Consider the following 26,493-nt stretch of genomic DNA (forward strand, 5'->3'; position numbering starts at 1 on the left):
TGAAAATCGCAATATTGCGATTTTCAGATTTTTTTATACTTTTGCGATTCGATATACTTGTGTAAAATAGGAATAGAATTACCGAAGGGGGGAAGCTAGTTAGCGTCCACATGAAGAACAATATGAAAGAAATTGAATTCTCACAAGCTAATTACGATCAATGGCAAGAATCTGCTGTTAAGGCTTTAAAAGGTAAACCGTTCGAATCTTTAATTACAAAAACAATCGAGGGTATTTCATTTGAGCCAATTTATACACAAGACCAACTAGTTGAGAAATTAGATGGAAAATTAGCAGAACAAGTTTCGACTATTCGTTCACTAAAAACAGGGGAAGAATGCTTAGCAGCACAACAAACATTTGCAGATTCACCTGAAGCTTTACTTCAAGGGGTTAAAGAATCCTTGGCAAAAGGAAACGATATTATTAATATTGATAGTCGTGTGAATTTTGCATGGGATGAACAAACTTTGAAAGAATTGTCAGTACTTATTACTGAAAATTCATTCAAACTGAATATACAAAACAATCAAGATGCTTTATTACAAGTATTTAACTATATCAACGAAGACCAAAAAGAAGCTGTTAAAGGATTCATATCTAGTACAGATACTATCAATTTAGACGGGTTCCATAACGTACGTACACGCAACGCTAATGTACTAGAAGCTCACTATGATGGTGCGCATGCAGTACAAGAATTGGCTATCGCATTACTACAAGCTGCCGGGTACATGGAAACAGAAGAAGATATCGAATCATTTGCTGAGAAATTCTTTGTTACCTTTGCAGTAGATACTCAGTTCTTCGTTGAAATTGCTAAACTCCGTGCTTTCAGAGTACTTTGGAAAGCGTTTACATCAGCTTATGGTACTAATAAAGACGTACCAGTAGCAATTGTTACTGAAACATCTTTACGTAGCTTCTCTAAATTAGATGTGTACGTGAACCTTTTACGTGCAGGTAATGAAGCGTTTTCAGCCATTCTTGGTGGCGCTGACGTTTGTACAGTACATCCACATGATGTTTTATCTGCTCCAGATGACAAATCTATCCGTATTGCACGAAACGTACAATTAGTTGTTAAAGAAGAAACACATGTAGAACATATCATTGATCCATCTGGTGGTTCATATTTCATCGAGACTTTAACTGCCGAATTAGTTAAAGAAGCATGGGCATTATTTAATGAATTACAAGAAGCAGGCGGATACAATGCTGTAAAATCAAATGGACAATTAGATGCTTTATTAAAAGAAACAATGGATCAGCGTATGAAAGAAGTAGAAACACGTAAAAAATCGCTAATCGGTACGAATATATACGCAAACCCAGCAGATGAAATTGATGAGCGCAATAATCCGTTATTCGCAGATTACAATCGCCTAGCAAAACCATTTGAAGAGCTTTGCTTAAACTATGCTAAAAACCAACCTAAAGTTGCACTACTAACAATAGGTCAATTAAAACAATTCAAACCACGTGCAGATTTCGTCTCTGGCTTCTTTGCAACAGCTGGTATTGTCCCAGAGAAAAGCCCTGAAATTCAATCGGTGGATGGAGCGAAGGATTGGTTATCTACAACAGATGCGAAATTTGTCGTAGTTTGTGGGCAAGATGAAGCGATGAAAGAATATATTCCAGCACTATTAGAAGTTAAGCCAGCACATATCTCACTAGATGTAGCAGGTAAGTTCAAAGAAGAGCAAAATGAGTGGATTGAAGCAGGCTTAAATGGTTTCATCTTCGCAGGTCAAAATATCATCGAAAAATTGACGAGCTTAACAGCAGATGTGAAGGGGGTCCAACTATGAGTAAGCCAAATTTCAAAGAGATAGATATCGATGCCATATTAACAGCTAATCAAGCAGTAAAAGAAGACAAAAATTTCATGACTAATGAAGGCATAGAGATCAAATCTACTTATACTGAGCAAGATTTAGATAACTTAAAACACTTAAAAGACTGGCCAGGTATTGCACCAAATACACGCGGACCATATCCAACGATGTATGTAGGTCGTCCATGGACAGTTCGCCAATATGCAGGTTTTTCTACTGCTGAAGAAAGTAATGCTTTTTACCGCCGTAACTTAGCGATGGGACAAAAAGGTCTGTCAGTAGCATTTGACTTAGCCACTCACCGTGGTTATGACTCAGATCACCCTCGTGTAACAGGGGATGTAGGTAAAGCAGGTGTTGCCATTGACTCTATTGAAGATATGAAAATCTTATTTGATGGTATTCCACTAGATCAAATGTCAGTATCAATGACAATGAATGGTGCAGTATTACCAATTTTAGCTTTTTATATTGTAGCGGCCGAAGAACAAGGTGTAACACCTGAAAAACTTGCTGGGACAATACAAAATGATATTTTGAAAGAGTACATGGTGCGTAATACATATATTTACCCACCAGCTGTTTCTATGAAAATTATTGCCGATATTTTCGAATATACTTCAAACTTCATGCCTAAATTTAATTCAATTTCTATTTCTGGTTACCACTTACAAGAAGCAGGTGCAACAGCAGATATTGAGCTTGGCTACACTTTAGTAGATGGTCTTGAATATGTACGTACTGGTTTAAAAGCAGGAATCGATATCGATTCATTTGCACCGCGCCTGTCGTTCTTTTGGGCAATCGGTATGAATTACTATATGGAAGTGGCTAAAATGCGTGCTGGACGTCGTATTTGGGCTCAAATGATGAGCACATTCAATCCCAAGAACCCAAAAACATTAGCATTACGTACACACTCACAAACTTCTGGATGGTCTTTAACAGAGCAGGATCCTTTTAATAACGTAACTCGAACTTTGATCGAGGCAAATGCATCTTCAATGGGGCATACACAATCATTGCACACAAATGCGCTAGATGAAGCTATCGCACTACCAACGGATTTCTCAGCTCGTATTGCACGTAATACGCAACTATTCTTACAAGAAGAAACGTTAATGACGAAAGTAATCGATCCATGGGGCGGTTCATTCTACGTTGAAAAATTAACAGATGAACTGATGAAAAAAGCATGGGAACATATCGAAGAAATCGAAGAACTAGGTGGCATGGCGAAAGCGATTGAAACAGGCCTTCCGAAAATGAAAATTGAAGAAGCGGCTGCAAAACGACAAGCGAAAATTGACTCTAAAGCTGAAACAATTGTCGGTGTTAACAAATTCCGTCTAACAGAGGAAGAACCAATCGACATTTTGAATATTGATAACACAATCGTGCGTCAAAAACAAATTGACCGTATTAAGGCGATGCGTGACAAACGTGATGATAAAGAAGTACAACGCTTACTTGCACGTATTACAAATGCAACTGAAACAGGCGGTGAAAATTTATTAGCTTGTGCAGTAGATGCAGCACGTGCTCGCGCAACGCTAGGTGAAATTTCGGATGCGATTGAGGTTGTTTCGGGTCGTCATAAGGCAATTATTCGCTCAATTAGTGGCGTTTATAGTGCAAACTTCTCAAATGAAGAAGAGATTCGAGAAGTACAAGATATGGCTGAAGGCTTCTTAGAAAACGAAGGCCGTCGTCCACGTATCCTAATTGCGAAAATGGGACAAGATGGTCATGACCGTGGAGCAAAAGTAATTGCAACAGCATTTGCAGACCTTGGTTTTGATGTTGATATCAGTCCATTATTCCAAACACCAGCTGAAACTGCAGCAATGGCTGTAGAAAATGATGTTCATGTTGTTGGTGTAAGTTCACTTGCAGCTGGTCATAGAACTCTAGTGCCTGAACTGCGAGAAGAGTTAAAGAAAATTGGGCGCGAAGACATTTTAATTGTTGTTGGCGGGGTCATCCCAGCACAAGACTATCAATTCTTATACGATAATGGCGCTTGTGCTATTTTCGGACCAGGTACAGTAATCCCTGTTAGTGCACAAAAAGTAATTGAAGAAATCTATAGAAAATTAGGTTACGAGGAAGTGGTAGAGTAATGGACCACAACAAAGGGATGGACGATGGTGCATTATTTGTAATGGATGGTATCGCCGCATCTCATGATGGAATGGCGCCCTCAGGTCGAAAAAAATTCCGTAAAAAGAATAATGACGATATTAATATCTCAGAGCTCGCGAAGCAAGTTCTGGCTGGTTCTAGACTCCATTTATCAAAAGCCATTACTCTTTTAGAAAGTACGAATAAGTACCATAAAGAGAAGGGCCAAGAATTATTACAAGAACTATTGCCTCATACTGGGAATAGTATACGTGTTGGTATTACAGGTGTCCCTGGTGCTGGTAAAAGTACATTTATCGAAGCATTTGGTGGCAAATTATGTGATATGGGACATCGAGTGGCTGTACTTGCCATCGATCCGAGTTCTAGCCTGACTGGTGGGAGCATTCTCGGAGATAAAACAAGAATGGAAGAGCTAACGCGAAATCCACGTGCTTTTATCAGGCCTTCTCCATCTGCAGGAACTCTCGGTGGAGTGCATAAAAAATCACGAGAAACAATGCTGTTATGTGAGGCAGCAGGTTATGATATTATTTTGATTGAAACAGTTGGTGTTGGACAAAGTGAAACGATCGTCCGTGGCATGGTAGACTTCTTCCTTTTACTCGTTTTAACAGGGGCTGGAGATGAACTACAAGGCATGAAGAAAGGCATTATGGAACTTGCTGACACAATTGTTGTTCATAAAGCTGATGGTGACAATGTCCGTTCTGCTAAAAAAACAGTTGCTGAATATAAACAATTTATACACTTCCTACAACAAGCGACACCAGGCTGGACGACACAATCTATGGCTGTTTCATCGTATGAAAATAAAGGCTTAGATAAAGTTTGGGATACGATTTTACAGTTTAAAGAGATTGGTGAGGAATCGAATTATTGGTACAATAGGCGAAATGAACAAACAACTGAATGGTTCCGCTCAATGATTACGGATCATTTAATCGATTCTTTTTACGGAGTGCCAGAACGCAAGCAACAAGTAAAAAGCTTAGAAGAGCAGATTCTACTAGGCCGATTAACTGTCACTCAAGGCGTCGATCAATTATTTAATAAAGAATAAATATTAACATTTGTATAAAAAGGAAAGGGCCATCTTTGTTAATCGATGGTCCTTTTTGATTTCTAACTGGTGGAACATTTCAATACTGTACTTATGACTTAAATTGATTTATCATAAAAATATCATTTTTTTAGAAAGTAGGTACATTCATGAAAAGAAAATTGATGTGGGGTGCCTTAGTAGCATTTAGTGTTTGTTTTGTAGGATGTTATTTAGCATTGCAAACAAAACCATTATCTGCATCTGCTATTGAAATTCATCAGGCAAGTATTTTTCGTTCAATTGATGATTCACAGTTGAATATTGATGGGTCTGTAAAGAATTCTTTTTATACATACGAAGGTAAGCATATGACAATTATTGATAATAAATTGTATATACAAGTTGAAGGCAAAATTGGTATGAATAACAATCCTAGATTTGAAATTGTTGAAGATAAAGGGGATTGGGCAAGTATTAGCGAAATATATATCTATAAAGAAGATATGAAGGAAGGCACTCTTATTTGGCCAACGAATAATTTGTGCGGAGACCCGGAATACTATCAAAACTTGTGATAGTATCGGAAATCGCTTTGTTTTTGAACAAGTGCTTTGTAATGCATGTATTCACCTGTTATAGTTAAAGAGAATTTGAAAGGAGCGTTACAACATGAATATGGATTATGATTTGTTTATGACAGATATGCTACGCCAAGCGCGTGGAGAAATGGTCTCTAGTGGCTATGAAGAATTAACTACACCTGAGGCAGTAGATGAGGCAATTAAACGCCCTGGTACAACTCTAGTAATGGTAAACTCTGTGTGCGGTTGTGCAGGTGGTATCGCACGCCCAGCAGCAGCGCATGCTGTACATTATGATAAACGACCTACACATTTGGTAACCGTTTTCGCTGGACAAGATAAAGAAGCAACTGCTCAAGCACGTATGCACTTCGGAGAAGATCATTTACCATCATCTCCATCATTTGTTTTACTAAAAGATGGCCAAGCTGTAGCTGAAATTGGACGTCACGAAATTGAAGGACATGATCCAATGTCAGTTATTACTAGTATTCAAGCACTATTTGAAGAATACTGCGAAGAAGTATAATAGAAATAGGCTGTCTCTAATGTCATATTTGACTAGAGATGGCCTTTTTATCGCTTAAAATGACAAGGAGGTTATTCAGTGAAGGGATTTTCAATAGGCTATCGTACGCTGAAAACGGCAATAGGTGCAGCGATTTCAATTGGATTAGCAGAATACTTCGGCTTAGATTTTTTTACCTCTGCAGGCATTTTAACGATTTTAAGTATTCAAACTACGAAAAGAAAGTCACTCCATGAAGTTTATACACGTGTTTTAGCGAGCATTATTGGCATGATGATGGCATTTCTATTTTTTGAAGGTGTCGCATATCATCCGATTGTACTAGGCTGTATGATACTGGTATTCTTGCCGGTTTTAGTAATGTTGAAGATAACCCCCGCTTTTGTCTCCAGTGTCGTTATAATTTTACACATTTTTCATACAGGGAATTTTACAACTGGACTTTTAATGAATGAATTATCATTAATGTTAATTGGATTCGGAACAGGTTTAGCATTGAATATTTATATGCCAGATATAAAACACAGACTAGAGAAATATCGCATACGAATTGAAGAGCTTTATACTGCAATATTTGTTGAGATAGAGAAGTATTTACGCAATGGTGACACCAGTTGGGATGGTAAAGAACTAGTAGAAGCTGTTGAAGTGTTAAACCGAGCAAAATCTTTAGCCTTTCAGGATGTTGAAAATCACTTAACTAGACGAGAAAATTTATACTATATGTATTTTGATATCCGTGAACAACAATTAGAAATAATTGAACGTGTGTTACCTAAAATCACAGATCTTCCGGTCATTGTAGATCAAGCTGAACTTGTAGCGGATTTTCTAGCGGATATGTCACAAAATATTAATTCAGGAAATACAGCTAATAAATATAGGGAAAAGTTGGGGGTAGTGAAAGCAGAGTTTGCAAAATTACCATTACCAACAACTCATGAAGCTTTCGTTGCGATGGCGTCCTTATATCAATTCATCGAGGAAATGGATCTCTACCTTGCTAAAAAGCGAGATTTTAAAGGACTAAGCCCGTCACGTAAGCATTTTAAAAAGAAATCAAATGCTGAAAACTGACTAGTCCCTCAAAAAGTACCCCATTTTTAACGAAAAATGAAAATGTATCAAATTTGAAGTGCATCTTTGAATACTTCAAGTGATACATTTTTGTTTTCATCAGAAGCATGAGTATATACTTTTAAGACCATTTCGGATGATTCACCTAGTTGATTTGCAACAGTCACTACATCAGTTCCACACCAATTCCATCTAAGCGTTGCGATGAATCCAAAAACAATGAAATTTAAGTGTGTTAAAATAAATATAAATGAGTAACCTCTTACGAGAACAACTCGGAGCACTGAATTTACGCATTAACTGCGTATAATTGGTGCTCCTTTTTATTTATATAAAGATGAGATATACATGAAGAGAGCAAGAGGTGCATCTTTAAACCACGCCTACCATTCCTAGACTTTTACTTCGGAAATTAGAAATATATCACAGGTTAGAAAATTCACTATGGACTCTATATATTTTTAAATTACGTTGAGGCAAGCGAATGATTCGGACCAAATACGGTTGTTTAGGGTTATCGATATAGTTCGTTTGAATGAGTGGAAGTTGATAGATTAGTAATACTGCTAATCAGATTACTATTAATAAACCAGTCTAAAAATAAGCTATATGTAATGACTATAGATATTCCCATTCGTGCTATAATAATCGAAAAAAGTTTGGTTTTTATGGGGAAAAATATAAACAAAGAATTATTAGATGAGCATACTAAGAAGTCTCGCGAATTAATAGACCTAGCTAAGGCAGAATTAGAGTTAATCGATAATAAACAATTAATTGAATTAGAAAAGGTAAGAGAAGTAAAGATTAAACTACAACAAGAAATTACAGAGATTGAAAAAGAGATATTTTAATTAACAAAGTCACATCTAACCGGTGTGGCTTTTTTTCTCTAACACAAACGAATGCCTAGGCGACCAAAACCCCTTAAAGGATGACGTTCGTTTGTCAGTGAGTAAAATAAAAAAGTTGTTTAAAAAATGGTTTGAATATAACTTTATACCATCTTTTTCTATTATTAAGTATAATATACAAAATGATATATGAATATTTGTATAGTTAAGAAAAGGGCAGTTATTAGGAGGAAGGTAAGATGTATTTAGAAAATGAAAGAATTTATTTAAGAAATCTTCAGGTATCAGACGCACCAATAATGCTAGAAAATACAACAGATGAAGAAATACGTTATATGACAGGTACAAAACCTAACTTTACGTTAAATCAGATTAAAGCTCATATAAATAATGTAAATAATGATTCATCACGTTATGATTTTGCCATCTGTTTAAAAAATAATGACCAAATGATCGGCGAATTATCTATCTTTGAAATTGATGAAGAAAATAATAAAGCAGGTTTTAGAATATCAATGAGTTCTATTGAATTAACTGGAAAAGGATATGGGACTGAAGCTATAATAATTGTATTGCGCTTTGTTTTTGAAGAATTGAAATTGAATCGTTTGCAACTAGAGGTATTCAGTCATAATCTGCGAGGAATAAGAGTATATGAAAAAGTTGGATTTGTAAAAGAGGGTGTTTTACGTGAATCTTTATATTATAACGGGACTTACTCGGATGCAGTTATCATGGCTATACTCAGAAAAGATTATGAAAATTTGCCATTAAAATAATCTTTTTTTAGAAGTTGTGTGTCTTTGTGAAAGTGATCTTAATTTTAAAATATTCTTTCTCTGAAATTTAAACAACTTGGAAACAACTTTATTTTTTGGCCGAAGTGCGTATGGCTAGGTACGGCATGGGCATGCGATTACTAAAATTATAATAGAGATAAGTCTCTGTATATTTAGTAGTCCCCTAAAAAGTGATGAGTGCCCCACATCTCTCGAATGTAATATTGATATAATAGTAAAGATATGAAAGTTAGATTTTTAAGGTTTGTATATAAAAAAACAGCGTACACCGGTTTAACCTGGTATAACGCTGTTTTTTTAGTTTGTATGGTTGTAGATTACAATAGTAAATTTCAGACGCGCAAAGTAGATTATAACATTGCTAAGCCGAAAGCTAATGTAGAAATAACCATAATAGTAATCATTGCATAAACAACAATTTTTTGAAATTTCTTATTACTCATTTCTCGTTCGCTCCTTCTTTTCCTACAAATATTCTATCAAATTTGAAAAATTACACAAGTGCTAGAGTTTTTATTATAAATTATGTACAATTGTGTTATACAACAAAGAAGGAGTTGGGGAGAAGTGGAGAACGTTGACCACATCGGTATTGCAGTACGTAATCTTGATGAACAAATTACATATTACACAGATGTGTTGGGCTTACCTTTGTTAAAAATAGAAGAAGTAGTGACTGAGCAAGTTCGTGTAGCATTTATAGATGCGGGGAATACACATATTGAATTGCTTGAACCGATGAGTGAAGAAAGCGCTATCTTTAAGTTTATTGAAAAAAGAGGAGAAGGTATTCATCACGTTGCTCTAGGGGTAAAGGGTATTGAAGGGAAGATGGCAGACCTTCGCGAACAAGGTGTTCGCCTACTATCAGATGAACCACGTCCAGGCGCTGGTGGCTCAAAAATGGCCTTTATTCATCCAAAGTCATCTAATGGAGTGCTTTACGAGTTATACGATAAAAGTGAGTCGGGGGAGTAATCATCTATGGATATGTTCGATAAAATCAATGAGTTATATGATAGAAAACGTGAAATTGAATTAGGTGGCGGTGATGACCGCATCGTAAAACAACATGAAAAAGGTAAATTAACTGCACGTGAACGTATTAACTTACTAGTAGACGAAGGTACTTTCGTTGAGATTAATCCTTTCGTAAAACATCGAACTACAGACTTTGGTATGGATACAAAAGAAGGACCTGGAGACGGCGTTGTTACAGGTTACGGTAAAGTAAACGGTCGTCCAATCTACCTGTTCTCACAAGACTTTACAGTTTTCGGCGGTGCACTTGGGGAAATGCATGCAATGAAAATTGCGAATGTTATGGATTTAGCGGCTAAAAACGGTACGCCTTTCGTTGGCTTAAACGATTCTGGTGGTGCTCGTATCCAAGAGGGTGTTGTATCTCTTGATGGATATGGTCATATATTCTACCGAAACTCAATCTATTCTGGTGTGATTCCACAAATCTCAGTTATTATGGGACCTTGTGCAGGAGGAGCAGTATATTCACCAGCAATTACTGACTTCGTATTCATGGTAGATAAGACAAGCCAAATGTTCATCACAGGACCAAAAGTAATCGAAACAGTAACAGGGGAGAAAATTTCTTCTGAAGATTTAGGTGGCTCAAAAGTTCATAACTCAATCAGTGGAGCTGCACACTTCCGCGGGCCATCTGAAGAAGAGGTATTACAACAAGTACGTGATTTACTTGCTTACCTACCTCAAAATAATGAACAAAAACCACCAAGTATTGAACCACAAGATAATGACGATTATTTAGAAAATATTATTGAATTAGTTCCAGTAGAAGCAACGCGTCCATACGATATTCGCAAAGTTATTGAAGAAATCGTTGATCCAAGTTCTTTTATGGAAGTACATAAAGAATTTGCGAAAAATGTCGTAGTGGGGCTTGCGCGTATTAAAGGGGACGTAGTAGGTCTAGTATGTAACCAACCAAAAGTAATGGCTGGTGGACTGGATATTGACTCATCAGATAAAGCATCTCGCTTCATCCGTTTCTGTGACTCATTCAATATTCCAATCATCACATTTGAAGACGTTACTGGCTTCTTCCCGGGCATTAAACAAGAGCATGGTGGGATTATCCGTCACGGCGCGAAAATCTTATATGCATACTCAGAAGCAACTGTACCGAAAATTACAGTAATCCTTCGTAAAGCATACGGTGGTGCATACGTAGCACTTAATTCTAAAGCAATTGGTGCTGATATGGTATACGCTTGGCCAAACGCTGAAATTGCCGTTATGGGACCAAATGGAGCAGCGAACATTATCTTCGCTCGCGAAATTGATAACAGCGATGATCCAGAGGCAACACGTGCAGCGAAAATTGAAGAATACCGCGAAAAATTCGCAAATCCATATGTAGCAGCATCTCATGGCTTAGTAGACGATGTAATCGACCCACGTGAAACACGTATCAAACTTATCCAAGCTCTTGATATGATGAAAACGAAAAAAGAAACAAGACCAGCTAAGAAACATGGGAATATTCCTCTTTAATGTTGAGGATGTCCGACGTCCTGTCGCAACGGTTGCATGACTAACATCCTGTTAGCCCAAAGCGCTTATTAATACAAGACAAGCAAGAAAAACAGTCAAGACCAACATTTATGAAAAGCACCTCCCATCGTTAGTTAAAACTAACAATAGGAGGTGCTTTTATGACCAGACATAAATTTGGTAATTAATCAGTTGTAGTTAAACATTATTTTTTAAGGAACAGCACCATATACTCTGAATCATAATAATCATTATTGATTTTAAGTGCGCGTTCTTCGAGTCCATATGTTTTGAAACCCATTTTAATATAGAGATTTTTCGCTCTATCATTAGTTGTTATCACTTCTAGATTAATTTTTTCTATTGCTTCAATTGACTTTGCATGATTGATTGCCGTTAATAGGAGTGCTTTACCAACGCTTAATCTACGAAATTTAGGACTTACATACATGGCAAAAATATTAGCTCTATGATGAAGTTTTGAAGTGAATTCTTGAACCAAAGTTACAACACCTATTAGTTCTTGATCATTGAAAGCCCCAAATGTGAAAGTTCCTTCGGTCGATAAATTTTTCAACACAGTTTCAACAGGGAATTCTCTTTTAATAGCTTCTTCATAGCTTGAAGAAAATGCTTCTGGGTTATTTTTTAATGCTTCTAATCTCAAAACCCAATAACTTTTTGCATCTGATGATTCTAACAATCTAATATCCATGAGTGCTCCTTTCAAATAGCAAAAATGACAATTAAAGGAAATTGAAAATTTAAATTATCCATTTTTACTTTAAGTAAATTCTCCTCACATCAATAAAAATCCTTCATATTAATAGTTTGAATATACAATTAATATCGCTGCGCATGAAGAAAAATATGTGTAGAGGCCAATATTAATACAAAGTCGATACATTTAATCTATCAAACTAAATTAGAAATTAGAGAATGCCTAAGTAAATTACAGGAGTTCACTTAAATTCTATGCTAAAATAAGGGAATAAGAAGATAGTAAAATCTAGTTAATAAAGGGGTTCTTTCATAATGACAAGTCGTATCGTAGAAGAATTTTTGGAACTCGTACAAATTGATTCTGAAACATTCCATGAAGAGAAAATTTCACCTGTATTAAAAACTAAATTAGAAGCATTAGGCTTTGAAGTTGAAGAAGATGATGCGGCAAGCCGTAATGGCCATGCTTCAGGTAACTTAATCTGTACCCTACGCGGGACTGTAGATGCACAACCAATTTACTTTACATCACATATGGACACTGTAGTACCTGGTAAAGGAATTAAACCAATCCTCAAAGAAGATGGCTATATCCATTCTGATGGTACTACGATTTTAGGAGCGGATGATAAAGCTGGAATAGCAGCTCTTCTTGAGTTACCAAAACGCTTAAAAGAACAAAATATTACTCATGGTGATATTCAGTACATTATTACTGCTGGCGAAGAGAGTGGTTTAGCAGGAGCGAAAGAGCTAGACCCATCTAAAATCTTTGCTAAATATGGTTTCGCCGTTGATAGTGACTGTAAAGTAGGTGGCATCGTAACTGCAGCACCTTTCCAAGCGAAAGTAGAAGCTGTTATCTATGGTAAAACAGCTCACGCTGGTGTTGCACCTGAGAAAGGAATTTCAGCTATTACAGTTGCAGCAAAATCAATTGCAGCGATGAAATTAGGTCGTTTAGATGCTGAAACAACAGCAAACATTGGTCGCTTTGAAGGTGGACAAGCAACGAATATCGTTTGTGATGAAGTGCATATTTTAGCTGAAGCCCGTTCAATTAATGAAGCGAAATTAGAGGCACAAACTGTCCATATGAAAGAAGTTTTCGAACAAACTGCTGAAAAAATGGGTGGTAAAGCCGAAGTAACTATTAAGCGCATGTACCCAGGTTTTCGTTTCACTGAGGAAGATTTAGTTGTGAAAGTGGCTCAAGAAGCAGTTCGTAAAATTGGTCGTACACCAGAAATTTTGACAAGTGGTGGGGGTAGTGATGCAAATGTGATCGCTGGATTTGGCATTCCTACAGTCAATCTTGCTGTCGGTTATGAAGACATCCACACGACAAAAGAACGTATCCCAGTTGAAGAATTAGAAAAACTTGCGGACTTATTAGTGGAAATTGTAAAATGCGCAGCTGAAGTTAAATAACACATATTACAAGAAGAGGTAGAAGCCAATGTCTAGTAGTAAAGTAGTCGTTTTCCGTTGTGGTCAAGAAGAATATGCGGTTCCTATCGATCACGTCGTATCGATCGAGAAAATGGAACATGTTAATCCCATTCCACACTTACCAAGCTATGTAACGGGTTTAATGAGAATGCGCGGAGAACTAATGCCGATATTAGATTTCGAGCAAATCTTATACAGAGGTCAAGCAACGGGAGATCAAGTGCGAATAGTTGTTTTACAAACAGGTGATTTCCTATTTGGTCTACTCGTTGTCGAAGCAAAAGAAATTCTCGATATTCCAGCTGAACATTTGCAACAAATAGGTCTAGTGAATTATTCCAAAACAAAATATTTCACAGCAGTTGCCAATCTAGAAGAACGAATAATTACAATCGTTTCGCCTACAGTACTGGTTGACTCGCTTGAAGGTATTAAAGAACTCAAAGCCTATATGCAAAAATTAAAAGAAGACGAAAGAGCAGCAAAAGCCTAGTTCGTTAGTAAATAAGGTATCCTTAGTCAAAGACTGAGGATGCTTTTTTATGTGGTTTTAAAGTCTTGTGATCGAATTAGAAATTAACTTAGGATTGCGGCGAAGGGGCAGTACCATTAAATGAAATGGCGTGAAGCTATTAATATGCGAAAAGGAAGAAGTTAGAAGGTATCACTAGATCTTATAAGAACAAAAATACCAACATCTGTTCGTTATTTTTGCTATAATATTCATAATAAAAGAAGCAGGAGAGATGTGTGATGGCAGAGCTGAAACAAAAAGGGAGAATAATTTTTCATATCGATATGAACTGTTTCTATGCCTCTGTAGAGCAATCACATGATCCAACACTTAAAGGTAAAGCAATAGCCATTGCGGGTAACCCGAAGGAGCGACGTGGCATTCTCGTCACTTGTTCGTATGAAGCGCGTGCAAAAGGGGTTTATACGACGATGGCTGTGTGGGAAGCAAAGCGAAAATGTCCTGAGCTCATTTTGTTGCCACCGAATTTTGAACGCTATCGTATTGCTTCAAAAGCGATATTTGACATACTTCGAACATATACCGAACTTGTAGAGCCCGTATCAATCGATGAAGGTTATATTGATGTTACGGAACTTGTAAATGGAAGAGAAGCGATAGAGCTCGCAGAAAGCATTCAAAAACGGATTTTAAATGAACTGGATTTGCCATCATCTATTGGAATTGCACCCAATAAGTTTTTAGCTAAAACAGCTTCTGACATGAAAAAGCCTATGGGTATTACCGTTTTAAGAAAACGTGAACTATCAAATATTTTATGGTCATTACCAGTTATTGAAATGCATGGCGTGGGTGAGAGTACAGCAAAAAAACTAAACGAACTAAAAATCAACACAATTGGTGATCTAGCACAAGCCTCTGAAGCCTTTTTAAAAAGTAACTTAGGAAAAAATGGTGCAAGGTTAAAAGACAGAGCAAATGGTATTGATAACAGGGAAGTCGATCCAAATTCGATTTATGATACCAAGAGCGTAGGTAATTCTACAACTTTGCCAATCGATTTAGTCGAATGGGATGAAGTTCGTAAAACAATCGATGGTCTTTGTGAAAGAGTGGCAAAACGTCTTTCAGCTAAAAATTTAGCAGGCCATACGTTATCCATTCAAATTCGAGATGCAGATTGGCATAACTCAAGTCGTAGCAAAACCTTTTCCAATGCTATTTATAAAAAATCAGATATTCTTGAAATAGCCGTTGATTTGACTAGAAAACATTGGCATGGTGAACCTGTTCGATTACTCGGCGTGACGGTGAGTAATGTGATTGACCGCAAGGAAACAGCAGAGCAGTTATCTATTTTCAACTATGAACAACATGCCAAAGAGGAACCAATTATCCAAGTAGTGGAGCAGCTCCAAAAGAAATTCGGTAAAGAAATCATCTCAAAAGGTATGAAAGAAAAGAAAAAGCCCAATTATGAATCACAAACGAGTTTTAGCAAAGACTTTTTGGAAGATCATAAGGATTAATAAAAAAATCTTTAGGGGGAACATTATGAATAAGTTAAATGAAGAGTATGGAAGTCTAAAAGTAGTCTGCCCTTACGATTGCGGAAATGCACCTAAAAAGAAGTTACTTCAAGAACTTACTATTGCTATTGCAAAAAATGATCAAAGTTTCATTCTTGAGCATTTGAAGGATGATGTATGTTGGGATATCGTTGGTAATAAGCAGATCCAAGGCAATAATCATGTTGTTGAAATATTGTCAAAAAAGGAGAAAGACAGAGCAACAGAGTTACATATTAATAACATTATTACGCATGGGAGTACTGGTTCTATTAATGGCATTATAATTTTAGAAAGTAAGAAGCGTTATGCTTTCTGTGATATCTATAATTTCACAAGTGCCGGAAAAACCTCAAAGATAAAAGAAATAACTTCTTTTTTAATTGAAGTAAAATAAATTAAATTTAGCTCTCATTAGAAATAATAGTAACAATCATAAACCTAACTAAAGAGTATGTATTGCATATTAAAGGTGTGTATCAATGTCCATTTGGTGATTGATGAGCATCTTTTTTTGTTATACTAGTTATAAGACATTAGCAATACCGAAGCATAAATAGCAAGGAATCATTATGAGGATTCTTCATATGTTGATCATTGTATATTTCGTAAGGAGGACTTCATTTGCATATACAATTTTTAGGTACAGGTGCTGGAATGCCGTCAAAAACACGGAATACAAGTGCACTAGCCGTTAAATTATTAGAAGAACGTGGTACATTTTGGCTGTTTGATTGTGGTGAAGCGACGCAGCACCAAATTTTACATACAACATTAAAGCCAAGAAAATTAGAAAAAATATTTATCACTCATTTACACGGAGATCATATATTTGGGCTCCCTGGCTTACTTAGTTCTCGCTCTTTCCAAGGGGGAGAAGAACTACTTACCATCTATGGACCAGCAGGATTAAAGAATTGGGTAGAATTAACCTTACAGCTGTCACAAACCCATCTTAATTATCCTATTGAATTTGTTGAGGTTACTGAAGGCGTGGTCTTTGAAGATGATGATTTTGTCGTTACAGCAAAACCATTACAGCATGTCATATCTTGCTTTGGCTACCGGATTGAACAAAAGCCTCTACCAGGAACATTGCAAATTGAAAAAGCTATAGCGTTGGGAGTTCCTAAGGGCTCACTATTGGGTCAATTGAAAAATGGCTATGACATTACTTTAGAAGATGGTCGAATAGTGAAAAGTAGTGACGTCACAGATCCACCTAAAGATGGCTTTATCGTTTCGATTTTAGGAGACACACGCTCGTGTGAAAATGCTATTTTACTTAGTGAAAATGCGGATATTGTCGTGCATGAATCAACATTTGATCATGCAACGGAAGCACTAGCTGCCAATTACGGTCACTCCACAAATATGGATGCAGCAAACATAGCTATTAAAGCAGGAGCAAAATATTTATTGCTAAATCATTTAAGCGCAAGATTTTTCCCTCAAGATATAAAAAACATGTTACAAGAAGTACATGAAGTGTTTGAAAATGCCTATATCGTAGCCGATTTCGAGGAATATGAGTGGCATCAAGAAAAGTTAGCTCCTTTTAGTCAGTAATAGAATTGAGAAAAAGCTATCCATTTAATTTTGGATAGCTTTTTTACAATGAATATAGAGTAACAACCAAGCTGTTAAATTCATACACAGTTTTATCAAATTCTCATGTTAACCTTCAGTAATTATTAACATATCATTCTCATCGAACTCCCAGTTCTCTCCGTAAGCAACTTCCCAGTAATAGCCGTTTGGGTCTTGGAAATAGCCACTATATCCACCCCAAAAAACTGTTTCAGGTTCTTTCACAATTTTCGCACCAGCTTTTTTTGCTAATACAAATATTTCATCAACCTCTTCTTTTGACTTTCCATTATAAGCAAGGGTAAATCCACTAAAGCCATGGTTGATTGCAGGTGGATTATCTTCATCAATATCTTGTGCTAAGCGATCAATTGGAAATAGTGAAATTTTTGTTCCTCCATTATTAAAGAAAATTACATCTGGATCGGCGTCGTTCCCGTATACAAATGCTTCAAATCCAAGTCCATCGCGATAAAAACGTAATGACTTTAACATATCTTTAACACCCAAAGTAACTAAATTTAAACGATTCATGCTCCAATCCCCTTTAAGATACTCTATTTTTTAAAGCCTTATTGATGTAATTCTATTTAAGTTTCAAATAACCTTCTTTTATTAGATGTTTGACCTTTTTACATATTGAAAAAAGCATGGTTTGAAAAAATTCTTTCAAAACATGCTCAGGACTTTATAGAAATTGACAATCAAAAAATCACTTAGAATAACTACTTAGCGATATTTTTTAGAGCCATATAACTTTCTGGTACTTCTTTTTCCGTTGTCCTCCATCTCCCAAACAACATGAGACAAAGTGCAATTGCTACTACACTTCCAGCAAAAATGAGAGCAACATTATAACTCTTATAATAAGCGGCAAGTTTGCCAGCAATTAATGGGCCAATAATTTGCCCAAGCGCATAGAGGGTCGTTAGAGCAGATACAACACTAGCACTCTTTGCTGGAAATAATTGTCTTGCATAAGACGTGGTCATCGTCACGATTCCAACAAACGTCATACCGAATAAAAATGCCGATGTCATTACACCGAAAATAGTCGGAGAGACGATTGGAAGTAAAATACCAATGACTTGTAAAATATACGCAATCGAAATGATACGAACAGGTGAATATTTTGACATCAACATAATCCAAAGTGGAGCAGATGGAATGGCACCAATACCGACAACAACCCAGCTATAGGATGCATACTCTCTTAAATTAGGAATTTCATGAATTATATCAACTAAAAACGTGCCGGTCACAATATAGCCAAGACCTTCTAATCCGTAAGCAAGTGCCATCCAAGGCATAAATCCTTTCCAAACCTTCTCGGAGACTACTGCTTTCTTATCCTGTTCATGAGCTGTCAGCTTACGCCACAAGAACATCGTCGTTAATACGAACAACACGGATAACATACCAAGCCCTATCCAAGCACCTTGCCAAGAAAAAGCCGATTCTAAAATAGGGACAAAAATGCCCGAAAGAGCAATTCCTAAACCAATACCGCTAAAAATATAGCCTGACCATTTCGTCAACAAATGACCAGCAAGATAATCCATCAACATACTAGAAGTTAATACAAACATCAAGCCACCTGTAATCCCCGCAATCAAGCGTAAAATCAACCAAATCCATAAACTATCAAGCAACCCCATACCAAAAACAGAAAGTACATTGATGAATGCGCACCATCCGAGGATTCCTTTTGGATGGCGGGTTATAAAACCAGCCCAAAGTGCCCCAATGAAATATCCTACATAATTTGCAGAAGCCAGCATCCCCGCAGTTTCTACAGATAATCCAACATCTTGTCGCATAAATGGCAAAATCGGTGTAAGTGCAAAGCGGCTAATCCCCATCGCCACTACTAAAAACAAAATTCCCCCAATAATCATCCCAGCATGTCTTCGATTCACCAAAGCACCCCCATATGTAGAAAAAAAGACCAAAAACCTTAATAACAGTATAAATTAGTAAAAGTGTTTTGGATATAGATGAAAATGTAAAATGATTGGAGGGCTAAGGGGGAATGAGCGGTTGGAGATGGAGGTTGTGAGTAGTGTTAAAGATAGGGAGAGTAGCGCTAAAGAGAGAGCGAGTAGCGCCAAAGGAGAGCGAGTAGCGCCAAAAGGAGAGTGAGTAGTGCCAAAGGGAGAGCGAGTAGCGCCAAAAGGAGAGTGAGTAGCGCCAAAGGGAGCGAGTAGCGCCAAAAGGAGAGTGAGTATCGCCAAAGGGAGAGCGAGTAGCGCCAAAGGGAGAGCGAGTAGCGCCAAAGGGAGAGCGAGTAGCGCCAAAAGGAGAGTGAGTAGCGCCAAAGGGAGAGCGAGTAGCGCCAAAGGGAGCCCGAGTAGCGCCAAAGTAAATACGAGCAACCCAAAAACCAACCAAACACTCCACAATTATCATACTTCTAAGCAAGAAAGCATCAACCGTAACATATGTATAACTATCTAAAGGGGGGATGAAAATGAGGATAAACTGGAAAATTCGATTAAAAAACCCGCAATTTTGGTTTCATATGTTTTTGGCAGTTACATCATCTATAGGGGGATATCTCGGTATTACAGGGGAGGATGTCAGTACTTGGCCAAAATTATTTGATGTCCTACTTCAAGCTATTTCAAATCCTTTTGTTCTTTTTACGGTGATCGTTGCTGTTTATAATTCTGTTATTGATCCGACAACGAGTGGCATAAGTGATAGTAAACAAGCACTTCGATATACAAAAGTGAAATGTGATGAAAAATAATATTCATGAAAAAAATCGGTACAAGTTGACCACACAAAATAAGATTTATTTAATACATTAAACTGAGGAGGAAATAGAACCTTTAAAGTAACAATACCTCTAATAATTAAAGCATTATTTATAGATGGGAGGGGTACTATGAATGTAACAGAATTTGTTGCTGCGTTAATTGATGATATGATTTGGCCAATTGTTATACTACTAGCTATCCTATTATTTAGAAAGCAAATAGGATTTATACTAACGAATCTCACCAAATTTTCTTTCAACAATATAGAGTTGGATTTTGGAAAAAAACTAGATGTTTTAGAAAAGAAATTAAATAACTCTAACCTAATTGAGAACAAAATTTTTGAACTTGATAGTATGGATTATGAAATTCTCAAAATTGCAAAAGAATCACCAGGCGAGTCGATTTCAATGATCTGGGGAATGGTAGAAAACGAACTAAAAACTACAGTACACCGACTTGGTATCAACCAGTTAAATGATGAAGTAACATTTTCACATGAAGACATTCGCCTATTAAAAGAATATAACTTAATAGATGGAGAAATATTTACAACTTTTAATGAACTTCGAAACATGAAAATTCAGCTATCAAGAGGCCAATTTATAAAAAAAGCACCAACATATACAGATGCTTTAAAATACTACGACCTTTCAAATAAAATCATCATTATCTTTAATGATGTAAATATTTCGGTACTTTTGTCAAAAAAGTAGAAATAGATTAGTAGAATTCCTCCTTGCTTAATATGTAAAAAAGCGCTGATTTAAGCGCTTTTTTATATGAGAATAGTTATTTAATTCAATTTAAAGTCATCCACCAAAAGGGTTAGGAGTATCAGGAAATCCAAAAAGATCCTATAGCTCAATATGTACAAAATCTTGATGATTCTTTAGTAAATTTAGTCACTACAATGGCTATTGAATTACTTAGTATACTCGCGCTCAACTTTGCAAATCTTTACACTGTAATTTTGATACCAATCGTTTATCCCTTTTTGCTGGGCAATTTGATGTGCTTGATTATTTTTCCAATTGCTGATTGCCTCTAAGCTATCCCAATAGGAAATGGTAATGCCGTAACCTAAAGAATCCCGAACACTTTCTACTCCTAAGAAACCAGGCTGTTTACTAGCTAGTTGATCCATTTTTTCTGCCATAATACCATAGCCTTTATCACCCTCAGTTCTTTGGCTTGAAAAAATAACTGCATAATGCGAACCCTTTGATTCATGAACCATGATCATCAGTCTCCCTCATATATTACATTCTATTTTTAAATAGATTATACTATTGAGATCTAAAAAGAGGAATAAAATTCACACATTGGAACCTATGACACAGCATCATATACGCCTACATACACTATTCAAAAAGGAGATTTTCGCCTAATGAATAGTAATTGTCCTTTAAGTTTAAGTATTGTGACGAAAAAATATTTGAGAGCGTACTATAAGATCTTGGATACGATGATAAAAGATATGACTAGTGTAATACTTACGAAGAGTATTTCAGATAATTTTATTATGCAGATGATCCCACATCATAGAGCAGCAATCGAAATGTCTAAGAATATTTTACGATACACTACAAATCTTGAATTACAAAGTATTGCTACAAATATTATTTCTGAACAAACGAAAAGTATCACGAATATGCAAGCTATACAGAATAAGTGTAGTAAAATAACTAATACAGATTATGAAAATACTTACTATATGAATGAGTTTAAAGTAATTTCAGATATGATGTTTAACGAAATGTGCTCAGCCCAAATTACAAACGACGTAAATGCAAATTTTGTTAGGGAAATGATTCCACATCATGAAGGCGCTGTCCGCATGTCCTATAACGTACTTATGTTCAATATTTGTCCAGAACTAAAGCCAATTCTCTATGCTATCATCAGTTCTCAATGTAAAGGTATCCAACAAATGCAACAACTACTATGGCATCTTGATCGATGTTGAAACTATTGAGATAGTAAATGAAAACGCCATTAAGGTTAATGGCGTTTTTTGATGAGGTTTTTTTTCATATCTTTAATTGTTTTAGAACGAAAAAGTGATAACCATAAAAAGTAACAATATTAGGTGTATTAATCAATTGAATAAGGACAACTTCCTAATTATGTATATAAGAATATTTTACAATATTGAACGAAGAAAGGAGAGATAGAAAGATGTTCTATTATGATCCATATGGCAATAAAGTGGCAATCAATACCTTTTTGAATCCAGTTCAACTTACAAGATTTGTAGGTTTTATGGTGGATATCCAGATGAACAACGGACAACTGTATTGTAATGTTCGATTGGATTCTGTTAGTGAATGGGGAAATGAATTGACAAATCCTAATTTTGGCGGAGTACAAATTACAAGATTTGTTAACGGCATTCCACAACAACTACCCCTGCATTCAAGAGATATACAAACAATTACTCAAGCCGGCCAGTTATGCCAAAATACGCGACCTCCATTTCCACCACAACCACCAAATCCTCCGAGACCACCAAGGCCACCAAGACCGCCATGGTGTAGGTTCGCTCCCCCGGGATTCCCAGGTTGTTAAGAGGGTGAGTAATGAGCTGAAAACAGGGTTTATATGCAAATATAAGCCTGTTTTTTTATTGAAATTAAACTAATAAACAGACAATTTAATTTTGTAATGGACAAGTAATTTACTATTCTATTGACTATTGGACTAATATTGCTATAAGAGTGAAAAAAATTAGAGTCGATTCTTAATGGAAGTCGACTTTTTTTATATGGTAAAATACAGTAATTGCCGTAGTTGAAGGTAGTGGGATAGTGAATGTACAAAGTCTATAAAATCATATCAACTATTACATTAATCTTTGCAGTAATTATGAGTGTATGATCTATTACTGAATGCATGAAACGTAAATCATTTGGATTTTCATAAGCTGGTTATACAATTTATAAATCAATTGGCATAAAAATAAATTATCTTCATATTAATTTAGAGAAAAAACAAGTTATTGGGACAGTGGAATATAAAAATAGAATTTACATGACTGTATTGGTCAATGTTCAATCTGATACGAATACGATAGAAGGTAGTGTTAAAAATATTTTGCCGTTAACAAAAGACAAAGAGTATGAACATTTGTCTGATAGCGGGTATATAGATCACATAAAATACATGGCGTATTTTTTTATGCAAAACAAAATTTGTGATTTTAATAAGTATCATCAGGAATCCTCTTAAAAATGTTAATTGTTGAATTATATTGTGAAATAGACAGGGGGGAGAAAATTGACTGTAAAACATTGTCCTTTATGTGGTGAGGAAAACAAATGTATGGCAGGAATAGAAGGGCAAAATGAATGCTGGTGTTATATGGAGAAATTTCCTAAAGGGATTTTTGATTTAGTTCCTCAGGAGAGCAAGGGGAAGCAATGTATTTGCAAAAACTGTGTAGATACATATAGAGAAGAAGGTAAGACAAAATAGGAATTCAACTTTGTAAAATCTATAAGCATAGATGGAGGGATCAATTTGAATAAAAAGACTGTGAAAATAAACAAAATACGTATTGTGATTTTATTATCTATGTTGTTTATTAGTGTTTTGATTTATCCCATTGATAAAAGTTATGCTTGTTCATGTGCTCAGCCGGATCCGCCAAAAGAAGCTTTAAAAAGTAGTTCGGCAGTTTTCTCTGGTAAAGTTATTGAAATTGTTGATAGAAACAAAAATAATGAAATACAATCTTCTGCAGATCCAATTGCTATACTATTTAGCGTAGATAAATCATGGAAAGGTGTTGACCAAACACAAGTCATTGTTTATACAGAAAGGAGTTCAGCCAGTTGTGGCTATGGATTCTCTTTAAAAGAGGAGTATTTAATATATGCATATGAGGACAATGGAGAACTAAGAGTTAACGCTTGTTCAAGAACTGCGCCTTTATCCGGAGCTAAAGAGGATATTCAAGCTTTAGGAAAAGGTCAGACGCCTACTGAACAAGTAACATTAGTTTTGGAAAACATTAAAGGGCAAGAAAAAACACCTTCTGTAAACGTAACAAATAATAAACAAATATATATTGCTTTAATAATGTTAGTACTTTTGATAGCTGTTGTAATCATTAGAAGACGTCGAAAAAAATAACTATGATATTGATACAAAAATAGGTACTTTGAATGCAAAAGAAAAGTCGATTCCTTCACTTAATAGGAATTCGACTTTTTTTATTTTTCATATAGTATTCAAAATAATTATTTTCTAGATAACTTTTCTAATTGTGAAGCTTACATGAGTAATTAGAAAAAATCAACTAACTTACTATAATTTTCTATATCGTATAAAATAAAGGTAATATAGTTTTAATGAAATTATAGAATTGAGGGGAAGTTAGATGAAACGAAACTCTATTGAGCAATCTTCAAATAACTATAATGAACAGCTTTTCTCGATTGATGAACAAATTTGTACTTTATTAAAGCAACGCAAGGACCTTTCAATGGATCATCCAGTTTTTCCACCTGATGAAGTGCTTTCAAAATGGGCAACAAAATATGATTTGTATGAAGAATATTTAAGTTCGTTATTTGGAACTGTTAGAATGCATGACTTTTTTAAACCTCAAGTTGAGCCTAGTGGGTTTAGAAAGCATCTACCAGTTTTAAAATCAGTTGAAGTTGATGAAAAATTTTACACTGTCACATTTATAAGACAGTACGAAAATGCCAGTATTGTCCATCTTAATATCGATTGGAATGAAACAATAGATACACGAAAGAATCATCAATTAAATCATAATCATTTTGCATTGTCTATTGGACAAGCTTATGATTGTCGAAATGACAGAGCGTCAGGATCGACTGGGAACTTCATGCATTCATTCATTGTTTCTCCACCAGTACCTGACGATATTTCGGGGATGACTTTAGTGTTTACAGAATACAGCGATATCTTTAATGATAAAGCAACGGGACTGGAGATTGCTATGCATTTGGAGTAGTGCAAATGTATAAAAGAAATAATGTTGTTTAATTCGTTTGGCAAATCCTTAATTTTCGCTTTCGATAGTTAACACAGTTAAGTGTTGTATCAAATTTGAGCAAGATCAACAATTTTTCGGATAACCGATTCAACTTCAGTGGAGTTTTTAATGACAAATAAATGGTCTGCCTCTCCTTTAATCGGTGCGACTACATCATCTTGATTCGTTTCATTGTGCTGTCGACTAAGCACTTCAGCAAAAGTTGATGCGGTTCTTAGTATGGAAGTATCACGCTGACTTTTCGCAACACGATTTTTAAGAACATGTTCAGGAATATCAAAATCCACAAGAATACTCTTAAATCCTTTGTTATGGAATTGTTCGAGTAGCTTCAAACGTCCTTTTTGATTACGATTTGAGTTGCACAAAATAAGATGGCAATTCGTCTCAGTAGTAGCATAATTAACAATGGTTTGTGTCAGAGCGTATTTAATTGTATTCTTTCCTTGTTCCGGTAATATTGTTTGGTAATTCATTTGAAGGAATTCAGCATGCTTATCTTGATCAATGACAACAGAGTTAAACATCTGATTTTCTAAAGCTTTTGCAAATGTAGTTTTACCGCTATGAGTTTTACCAACAGTCATAATTACTAGTCTATTCATAAACGTAACTCCAATCTTAAAAATTCAAGGTAATCTGCACTTTTCTTGAATATTGATATATTAATTGTACAGTAAAAAATGTAAAATATATAACAAATATTGGATTTAACGCAGTTTTTGAAAATAAAGAATAGGGTGGGATAAATAGATGATGAATGAAAGATTTCCTATAGGAGAATTCGTTTGTACAGAACACATTTCAACAGAAGAAATAAAGTCTTGGGAAAATGAAATTCGTACGTTACCAATAAGATTAAAGGATGTAGTCAATCATTTAACTGACGAAGCACTAGAGAATACATATCGAGAAGGTAGTTGGACTATTCGACAAATTGTCCATCACATTGCAGATAGTCATATGAATGCTTATATCCGTTTCAAACTAGCATTAACAGAAGAAACTCCAACAATTAAACCGTATTCTGAAGATAAATGGGCAGAGTTGCCGGATTCAAAATTACCCATCGCCACTTCTTTGAAAATCATTGAATCCTTACATGAGCGTTGGATTTATTTAATTGAAAATTTAACTGATGAACAACTAAAAAGAACATTTATCCATCCTGATTCTGGTGCTGTATCGCTCGAAAAAAACATTGGTATTTATGCATGGCATGGTAATCATCACTTAGCTCATATAAAAAATGCTTTAAAGTAATAAAAAAATTAAATTTTCCTGAAAGATAAAGAATCCATTTTGAACATACTTGTTTTCAAAATGGATTCGTTTTGTTTGCAGTTAATAAATGAGCAGCTGTTTCTTTTTTTAAAACTATACTTTAAATCTACATGGTGACTGAAAGGTAGGGAGGAATAGCATATTACATATGCTATTCAATTTTCCCAGTAATCTTCACTAGGCATTCACCTATATCTCTTCTT

Annotated in this window: 30 protein-coding genes; 23 read left to right on the forward strand and 7 right to left on the reverse strand. The window is 35.6% G+C overall.

Translation table 11 applies throughout. From position 1 onward, the window contains the following. Positions 1–122 precede the first annotated feature (122 nt). The 6 genes from MKY02_RS07160 to MKY02_RS07185 all read left to right on the forward strand — a co-directional run bounded on the left by MKY02_RS07160 (position 123) and on the right by MKY02_RS07185 (position 7,218). The gene (locus MKY02_RS07160) at positions 123–1,814 is read left to right on the forward strand and encodes a methylmalonyl-CoA mutase family protein (protein ID WP_235175730.1); all 1,692 of its coding nucleotides are present in this window, start codon (positions 123–125) and stop codon (positions 1,812–1,814) included. Then, positions 1,811–3,964 carry a methylmalonyl-CoA mutase gene (gene scpA, locus MKY02_RS07165; RefSeq protein ID WP_038184866.1) on the forward strand — a complete coding sequence of 718 codons (2,154 nt, stop codon included), beginning with the start codon at positions 1,811–1,813 and terminating at the stop codon, positions 3,962–3,964. The genes MKY02_RS07160 and scpA overlap by 4 nt, the downstream gene beginning before the upstream one ends. Beyond that, entirely contained in the window at positions 3,964–5,049 is a 1,086-nt protein-coding gene (meaB, locus tag MKY02_RS07170) for a methylmalonyl Co-A mutase-associated GTPase MeaB (protein ID WP_038184863.1), read from the forward strand. Before scpA ends, meaB begins: the two co-directional genes overlap by 1 nt. 149 nt (positions 5,050–5,198) lie before the next feature. Next, on the forward strand, positions 5,199–5,606 hold the full coding sequence (locus tag MKY02_RS07175; RefSeq protein ID WP_038184861.1) for a hypothetical protein: 408 nt from the start codon (positions 5,199–5,201) through the stop codon (positions 5,604–5,606). Positions 5,607–5,700: 94 nt separating this feature from the next. Further along, complete coding sequence (locus MKY02_RS07180) at positions 5,701–6,141, forward strand: BrxA/BrxB family bacilliredoxin (RefSeq protein ID WP_038184858.1); 441 nt, start codon at positions 5,701–5,703, stop codon at positions 6,139–6,141. A gap of 78 nt (positions 6,142–6,219) precedes the next feature. Next, positions 6,220–7,218 (forward strand): aromatic acid exporter family protein, encoded by a 999-nt coding sequence (locus tag MKY02_RS07185; RefSeq protein ID WP_038184856.1) that lies wholly within the window; start codon positions 6,220–6,222, stop codon positions 7,216–7,218. A gap of 47 nt (positions 7,219–7,265) precedes the next feature. Here the strand turns inward: MKY02_RS07185 and MKY02_RS07190 are convergent, their stop codons facing one another. Next, a complete protein-coding gene (locus MKY02_RS07190) occupies positions 7,266–7,502 on the reverse strand; it encodes a hypothetical protein (RefSeq protein WP_038184853.1) in 237 nt (78 codons plus the stop codon). Between the two features lie 330 nt (positions 7,503–7,832). On the opposite strand from MKY02_RS07190, the gene MKY02_RS07195 reads away from it, so the two are divergent. Both MKY02_RS07195 and MKY02_RS07200 read left to right on the forward strand, forming a co-directional pair. Further along, positions 7,833–8,072, forward strand: coding sequence for a hypothetical protein (locus MKY02_RS07195; protein WP_143691312.1), 240 nt, complete (start codon positions 7,833–7,835; stop codon positions 8,070–8,072). A gap of 239 nt (positions 8,073–8,311) precedes the next feature. Continuing rightward, the gene (locus MKY02_RS07200) at positions 8,312–8,851 is read left to right on the forward strand and encodes a GNAT family N-acetyltransferase (protein ID WP_340710867.1); all 540 of its coding nucleotides are present in this window, start codon (positions 8,312–8,314) and stop codon (positions 8,849–8,851) included. A 371-nt stretch (positions 8,852–9,222) separates the two neighbouring features. On the opposite strand, the gene prli42 is transcribed toward MKY02_RS07200, so the two are convergent. Beyond that, entirely contained in the window at positions 9,223–9,315 is a 93-nt protein-coding gene (prli42, locus tag MKY02_RS07205) for a stressosome-associated protein Prli42 (RefSeq protein WP_168170728.1), read from the reverse strand. Between the two features lie 124 nt (positions 9,316–9,439). Between prli42 and mce the strand changes: the two genes are divergently transcribed. Continuing rightward, a complete protein-coding gene (mce, locus tag MKY02_RS07210) occupies positions 9,440–9,850 on the forward strand; it encodes a methylmalonyl-CoA epimerase (protein WP_038184839.1) in 411 nt (136 codons plus the stop codon). 6 nt (positions 9,851–9,856) lie between these two features. After that, the gene (locus MKY02_RS07215; protein WP_038184838.1) at positions 9,857–11,404 is read left to right on the forward strand and encodes an acyl-CoA carboxylase subunit beta; all 1,548 of its coding nucleotides are present in this window, start codon (positions 9,857–9,859) and stop codon (positions 11,402–11,404) included. A 205-nt stretch (positions 11,405–11,609) separates the two neighbouring features. On the opposite strand, the gene MKY02_RS07220 is transcribed toward MKY02_RS07215, so the two are convergent. Further along, positions 11,610–12,119 carry a GNAT family N-acetyltransferase gene (locus MKY02_RS07220; protein WP_076034686.1) on the reverse strand — a complete coding sequence of 170 codons (510 nt, stop codon included), beginning with the start codon at positions 12,117–12,119 and terminating at the stop codon, positions 11,610–11,612. 320 nt (positions 12,120–12,439) lie between these two features. Here MKY02_RS07220 and MKY02_RS07225 point away from each other — a divergent pair, with 320 nt between their 5' ends. The 5 genes from MKY02_RS07225 (at position 12,440) to rnz (ending at position 17,191) form a co-directional block, all read left to right on the forward strand. Then, on the forward strand, positions 12,440–13,558 hold the full coding sequence (locus MKY02_RS07225; protein WP_038184836.1) for a M20/M25/M40 family metallo-hydrolase: 1,119 nt from the start codon (positions 12,440–12,442) through the stop codon (positions 13,556–13,558). 28 nt (positions 13,559–13,586) lie between these two features. Beyond that, positions 13,587–14,072 carry a chemotaxis protein CheW gene (locus tag MKY02_RS07230; protein WP_076034685.1) on the forward strand — a complete coding sequence of 162 codons (486 nt, stop codon included), beginning with the start codon at positions 13,587–13,589 and terminating at the stop codon, positions 14,070–14,072. 260 nt (positions 14,073–14,332) lie between these two features. Next, the gene (locus MKY02_RS07235) at positions 14,333–15,583 is read left to right on the forward strand and encodes a DNA polymerase IV (RefSeq protein ID WP_038184832.1); all 1,251 of its coding nucleotides are present in this window, start codon (positions 14,333–14,335) and stop codon (positions 15,581–15,583) included. A 25-nt stretch (positions 15,584–15,608) separates the two neighbouring features. Next, a complete protein-coding gene (locus tag MKY02_RS07240) occupies positions 15,609–16,019 on the forward strand; it encodes a hypothetical protein (RefSeq protein WP_038184830.1) in 411 nt (136 codons plus the stop codon). Positions 16,020–16,246: 227 nt separating this feature from the next. Next, positions 16,247–17,191, forward strand: coding sequence for a ribonuclease Z (gene rnz / locus MKY02_RS07245; protein WP_076034684.1), 945 nt, complete (start codon positions 16,247–16,249; stop codon positions 17,189–17,191). A 108-nt stretch (positions 17,192–17,299) separates the two neighbouring features. Here rnz and MKY02_RS07250 read toward each other — a convergent pair whose 3' ends face one another. Further along, positions 17,300–17,746 carry a VOC family protein gene (locus MKY02_RS07250; RefSeq protein WP_038184824.1) on the reverse strand — a complete coding sequence of 149 codons (447 nt, stop codon included), beginning with the start codon at positions 17,744–17,746 and terminating at the stop codon, positions 17,300–17,302. Between the two features lie 191 nt (positions 17,747–17,937). Then, positions 17,938–19,131: a YbfB/YjiJ family MFS transporter gene (locus MKY02_RS07255; protein ID WP_340708841.1), complete on the reverse strand. Its 1,194-nt coding sequence runs from the start codon at positions 19,129–19,131 to the stop codon at positions 17,938–17,940. 551 nt (positions 19,132–19,682) lie between these two features. Between MKY02_RS07255 and MKY02_RS07260 the strand changes: the two genes are divergently transcribed. Next, positions 19,683–19,964, forward strand: coding sequence for a phage holin (locus MKY02_RS07260; RefSeq protein WP_038184818.1), 282 nt, complete (start codon positions 19,683–19,685; stop codon positions 19,962–19,964). A gap of 138 nt (positions 19,965–20,102) precedes the next feature. Continuing rightward, positions 20,103–20,690, forward strand: coding sequence for a hypothetical protein (locus MKY02_RS07265; RefSeq protein WP_038184816.1), 588 nt, complete (start codon positions 20,103–20,105; stop codon positions 20,688–20,690). A gap of 209 nt (positions 20,691–20,899) precedes the next feature. On the opposite strand, the gene MKY02_RS07270 is transcribed toward MKY02_RS07265, so the two are convergent. Beyond that, on the reverse strand, positions 20,900–21,214 hold the full coding sequence (locus tag MKY02_RS07270; protein WP_081730084.1) for an antibiotic biosynthesis monooxygenase family protein: 315 nt from the start codon (positions 21,212–21,214) through the stop codon (positions 20,900–20,902). 150 nt (positions 21,215–21,364) lie between these two features. Here MKY02_RS07270 and MKY02_RS07275 point away from each other — a divergent pair, with 150 nt between their 5' ends. The 5 genes from MKY02_RS07275 to MKY02_RS07295 all read left to right on the forward strand — a co-directional run bounded on the left by MKY02_RS07275 (position 21,365) and on the right by MKY02_RS07295 (position 24,964). Further along, positions 21,365–21,943, forward strand: coding sequence for a DUF305 domain-containing protein (locus MKY02_RS07275; RefSeq protein WP_038184811.1), 579 nt, complete (start codon positions 21,365–21,367; stop codon positions 21,941–21,943). A 212-nt stretch (positions 21,944–22,155) separates the two neighbouring features. Further along, entirely contained in the window at positions 22,156–22,545 is a 390-nt protein-coding gene (locus tag MKY02_RS07280) for a hypothetical protein (RefSeq protein ID WP_038184808.1), read from the forward strand. 708 nt (positions 22,546–23,253) lie between these two features. After that, the gene (locus MKY02_RS07285) at positions 23,254–23,451 is read left to right on the forward strand and encodes a cysteine-rich CWC family protein (protein WP_340710871.1); all 198 of its coding nucleotides are present in this window, start codon (positions 23,254–23,256) and stop codon (positions 23,449–23,451) included. A gap of 45 nt (positions 23,452–23,496) precedes the next feature. After that, positions 23,497–24,111 (forward strand): hypothetical protein, encoded by a 615-nt coding sequence (locus MKY02_RS07290; RefSeq protein WP_246832440.1) that lies wholly within the window; start codon positions 23,497–23,499, stop codon positions 24,109–24,111. 247 nt (positions 24,112–24,358) lie between these two features. Next, entirely contained in the window at positions 24,359–24,964 is a 606-nt protein-coding gene (locus MKY02_RS07295) for a hypothetical protein (protein ID WP_038184802.1), read from the forward strand. A gap of 89 nt (positions 24,965–25,053) precedes the next feature. Here MKY02_RS07295 and MKY02_RS07300 read toward each other — a convergent pair whose 3' ends face one another. Continuing rightward, positions 25,054–25,611: an AAA family ATPase gene (locus MKY02_RS07300; protein ID WP_038184800.1), complete on the reverse strand. Its 558-nt coding sequence runs from the start codon at positions 25,609–25,611 to the stop codon at positions 25,054–25,056. 151 nt (positions 25,612–25,762) lie between these two features. Here MKY02_RS07300 and MKY02_RS07305 point away from each other — a divergent pair, with 151 nt between their 5' ends. Further along, positions 25,763–26,269 carry a YfiT family bacillithiol transferase gene (locus MKY02_RS07305; RefSeq protein WP_179078289.1) on the forward strand — a complete coding sequence of 169 codons (507 nt, stop codon included), beginning with the start codon at positions 25,763–25,765 and terminating at the stop codon, positions 26,267–26,269. The last annotated feature ends 224 nt before the right edge of the window (positions 26,270–26,493 follow it).

The sequence above is a fragment of the Viridibacillus sp. FSL R5-0888 genome, from assembly GCF_038009105.1.
Taxonomy (GTDB): domain Bacteria; phylum Bacillota; class Bacilli; order Bacillales_A; family Planococcaceae; genus Viridibacillus; species Viridibacillus arenosi.

Bases quoted from the DNA above. Each gene is read 5' to 3' on its own strand.
- MKY02_RS07160 (WP_235175730.1), top strand. From the start codon at position 123: ATGAAAGAAATTGAATTCTCACAAGCTAATTACGATCAATGGCAAGAA.
- scpA (WP_038184866.1), top strand. From the start codon at position 1,811: ATGAGTAAGCCAAATTTCAAAGAGATAGATATCGATGCCATATTAACA.
- meaB (WP_038184863.1), top strand. From the start codon at position 3,964: ATGGACCACAACAAAGGGATGGACGATGGTGCATTATTTGTAATGGAT.
- MKY02_RS07175 (WP_038184861.1), top strand. From the start codon at position 5,199: ATGAAAAGAAAATTGATGTGGGGTGCCTTAGTAGCATTTAGTGTTTGT.
- MKY02_RS07180 (WP_038184858.1), top strand. From the start codon at position 5,701: ATGAATATGGATTATGATTTGTTTATGACAGATATGCTACGCCAAGCG.
- MKY02_RS07195 (WP_143691312.1), top strand. From the start codon at position 7,833: ATGACTATAGATATTCCCATTCGTGCTATAATAATCGAAAAAAGTTTG.
- MKY02_RS07200 (WP_340710867.1), top strand. From the start codon at position 8,312: ATGTATTTAGAAAATGAAAGAATTTATTTAAGAAATCTTCAGGTATCA.
- prli42 (WP_168170728.1), bottom strand. From the start codon at position 9,315: ATGAGTAATAAGAAATTTCAAAAAATTGTTGTTTATGCAATGATTACT.
- MKY02_RS07215 (WP_038184838.1), top strand. From the start codon at position 9,857: ATGGATATGTTCGATAAAATCAATGAGTTATATGATAGAAAACGTGAA.
- MKY02_RS07220 (WP_076034686.1), bottom strand. From the start codon at position 12,119: ATGGATATTAGATTGTTAGAATCATCAGATGCAAAAAGTTATTGGGTT.
- MKY02_RS07225 (WP_038184836.1), top strand. From the start codon at position 12,440: ATGACAAGTCGTATCGTAGAAGAATTTTTGGAACTCGTACAAATTGAT.
- MKY02_RS07230 (WP_076034685.1), top strand. From the start codon at position 13,587: ATGTCTAGTAGTAAAGTAGTCGTTTTCCGTTGTGGTCAAGAAGAATAT.
- MKY02_RS07235 (WP_038184832.1), top strand. From the start codon at position 14,333: ATGGCAGAGCTGAAACAAAAAGGGAGAATAATTTTTCATATCGATATG.
- MKY02_RS07240 (WP_038184830.1), top strand. From the start codon at position 15,609: ATGAATAAGTTAAATGAAGAGTATGGAAGTCTAAAAGTAGTCTGCCCT.
- MKY02_RS07250 (WP_038184824.1), bottom strand. From the start codon at position 17,746: ATGAATCGTTTAAATTTAGTTACTTTGGGTGTTAAAGATATGTTAAAG.
- MKY02_RS07260 (WP_038184818.1), top strand. From the start codon at position 19,683: ATGAGGATAAACTGGAAAATTCGATTAAAAAACCCGCAATTTTGGTTT.
- MKY02_RS07265 (WP_038184816.1), top strand. From the start codon at position 20,103: ATGAATGTAACAGAATTTGTTGCTGCGTTAATTGATGATATGATTTGG.
- MKY02_RS07270 (WP_081730084.1), bottom strand. From the start codon at position 21,214: ATGGTTCATGAATCAAAGGGTTCGCATTATGCAGTTATTTTTTCAAGC.
- MKY02_RS07275 (WP_038184811.1), top strand. From the start codon at position 21,365: ATGAATAGTAATTGTCCTTTAAGTTTAAGTATTGTGACGAAAAAATAT.
- MKY02_RS07280 (WP_038184808.1), top strand. From the start codon at position 22,156: ATGTTCTATTATGATCCATATGGCAATAAAGTGGCAATCAATACCTTT.
- MKY02_RS07295 (WP_038184802.1), top strand. From the start codon at position 24,359: ATGAAACGAAACTCTATTGAGCAATCTTCAAATAACTATAATGAACAG.
- MKY02_RS07300 (WP_038184800.1), bottom strand. From the start codon at position 25,611: ATGAATAGACTAGTAATTATGACTGTTGGTAAAACTCATAGCGGTAAA.
- MKY02_RS07305 (WP_179078289.1), top strand. From the start codon at position 25,763: ATGAATGAAAGATTTCCTATAGGAGAATTCGTTTGTACAGAACACATT.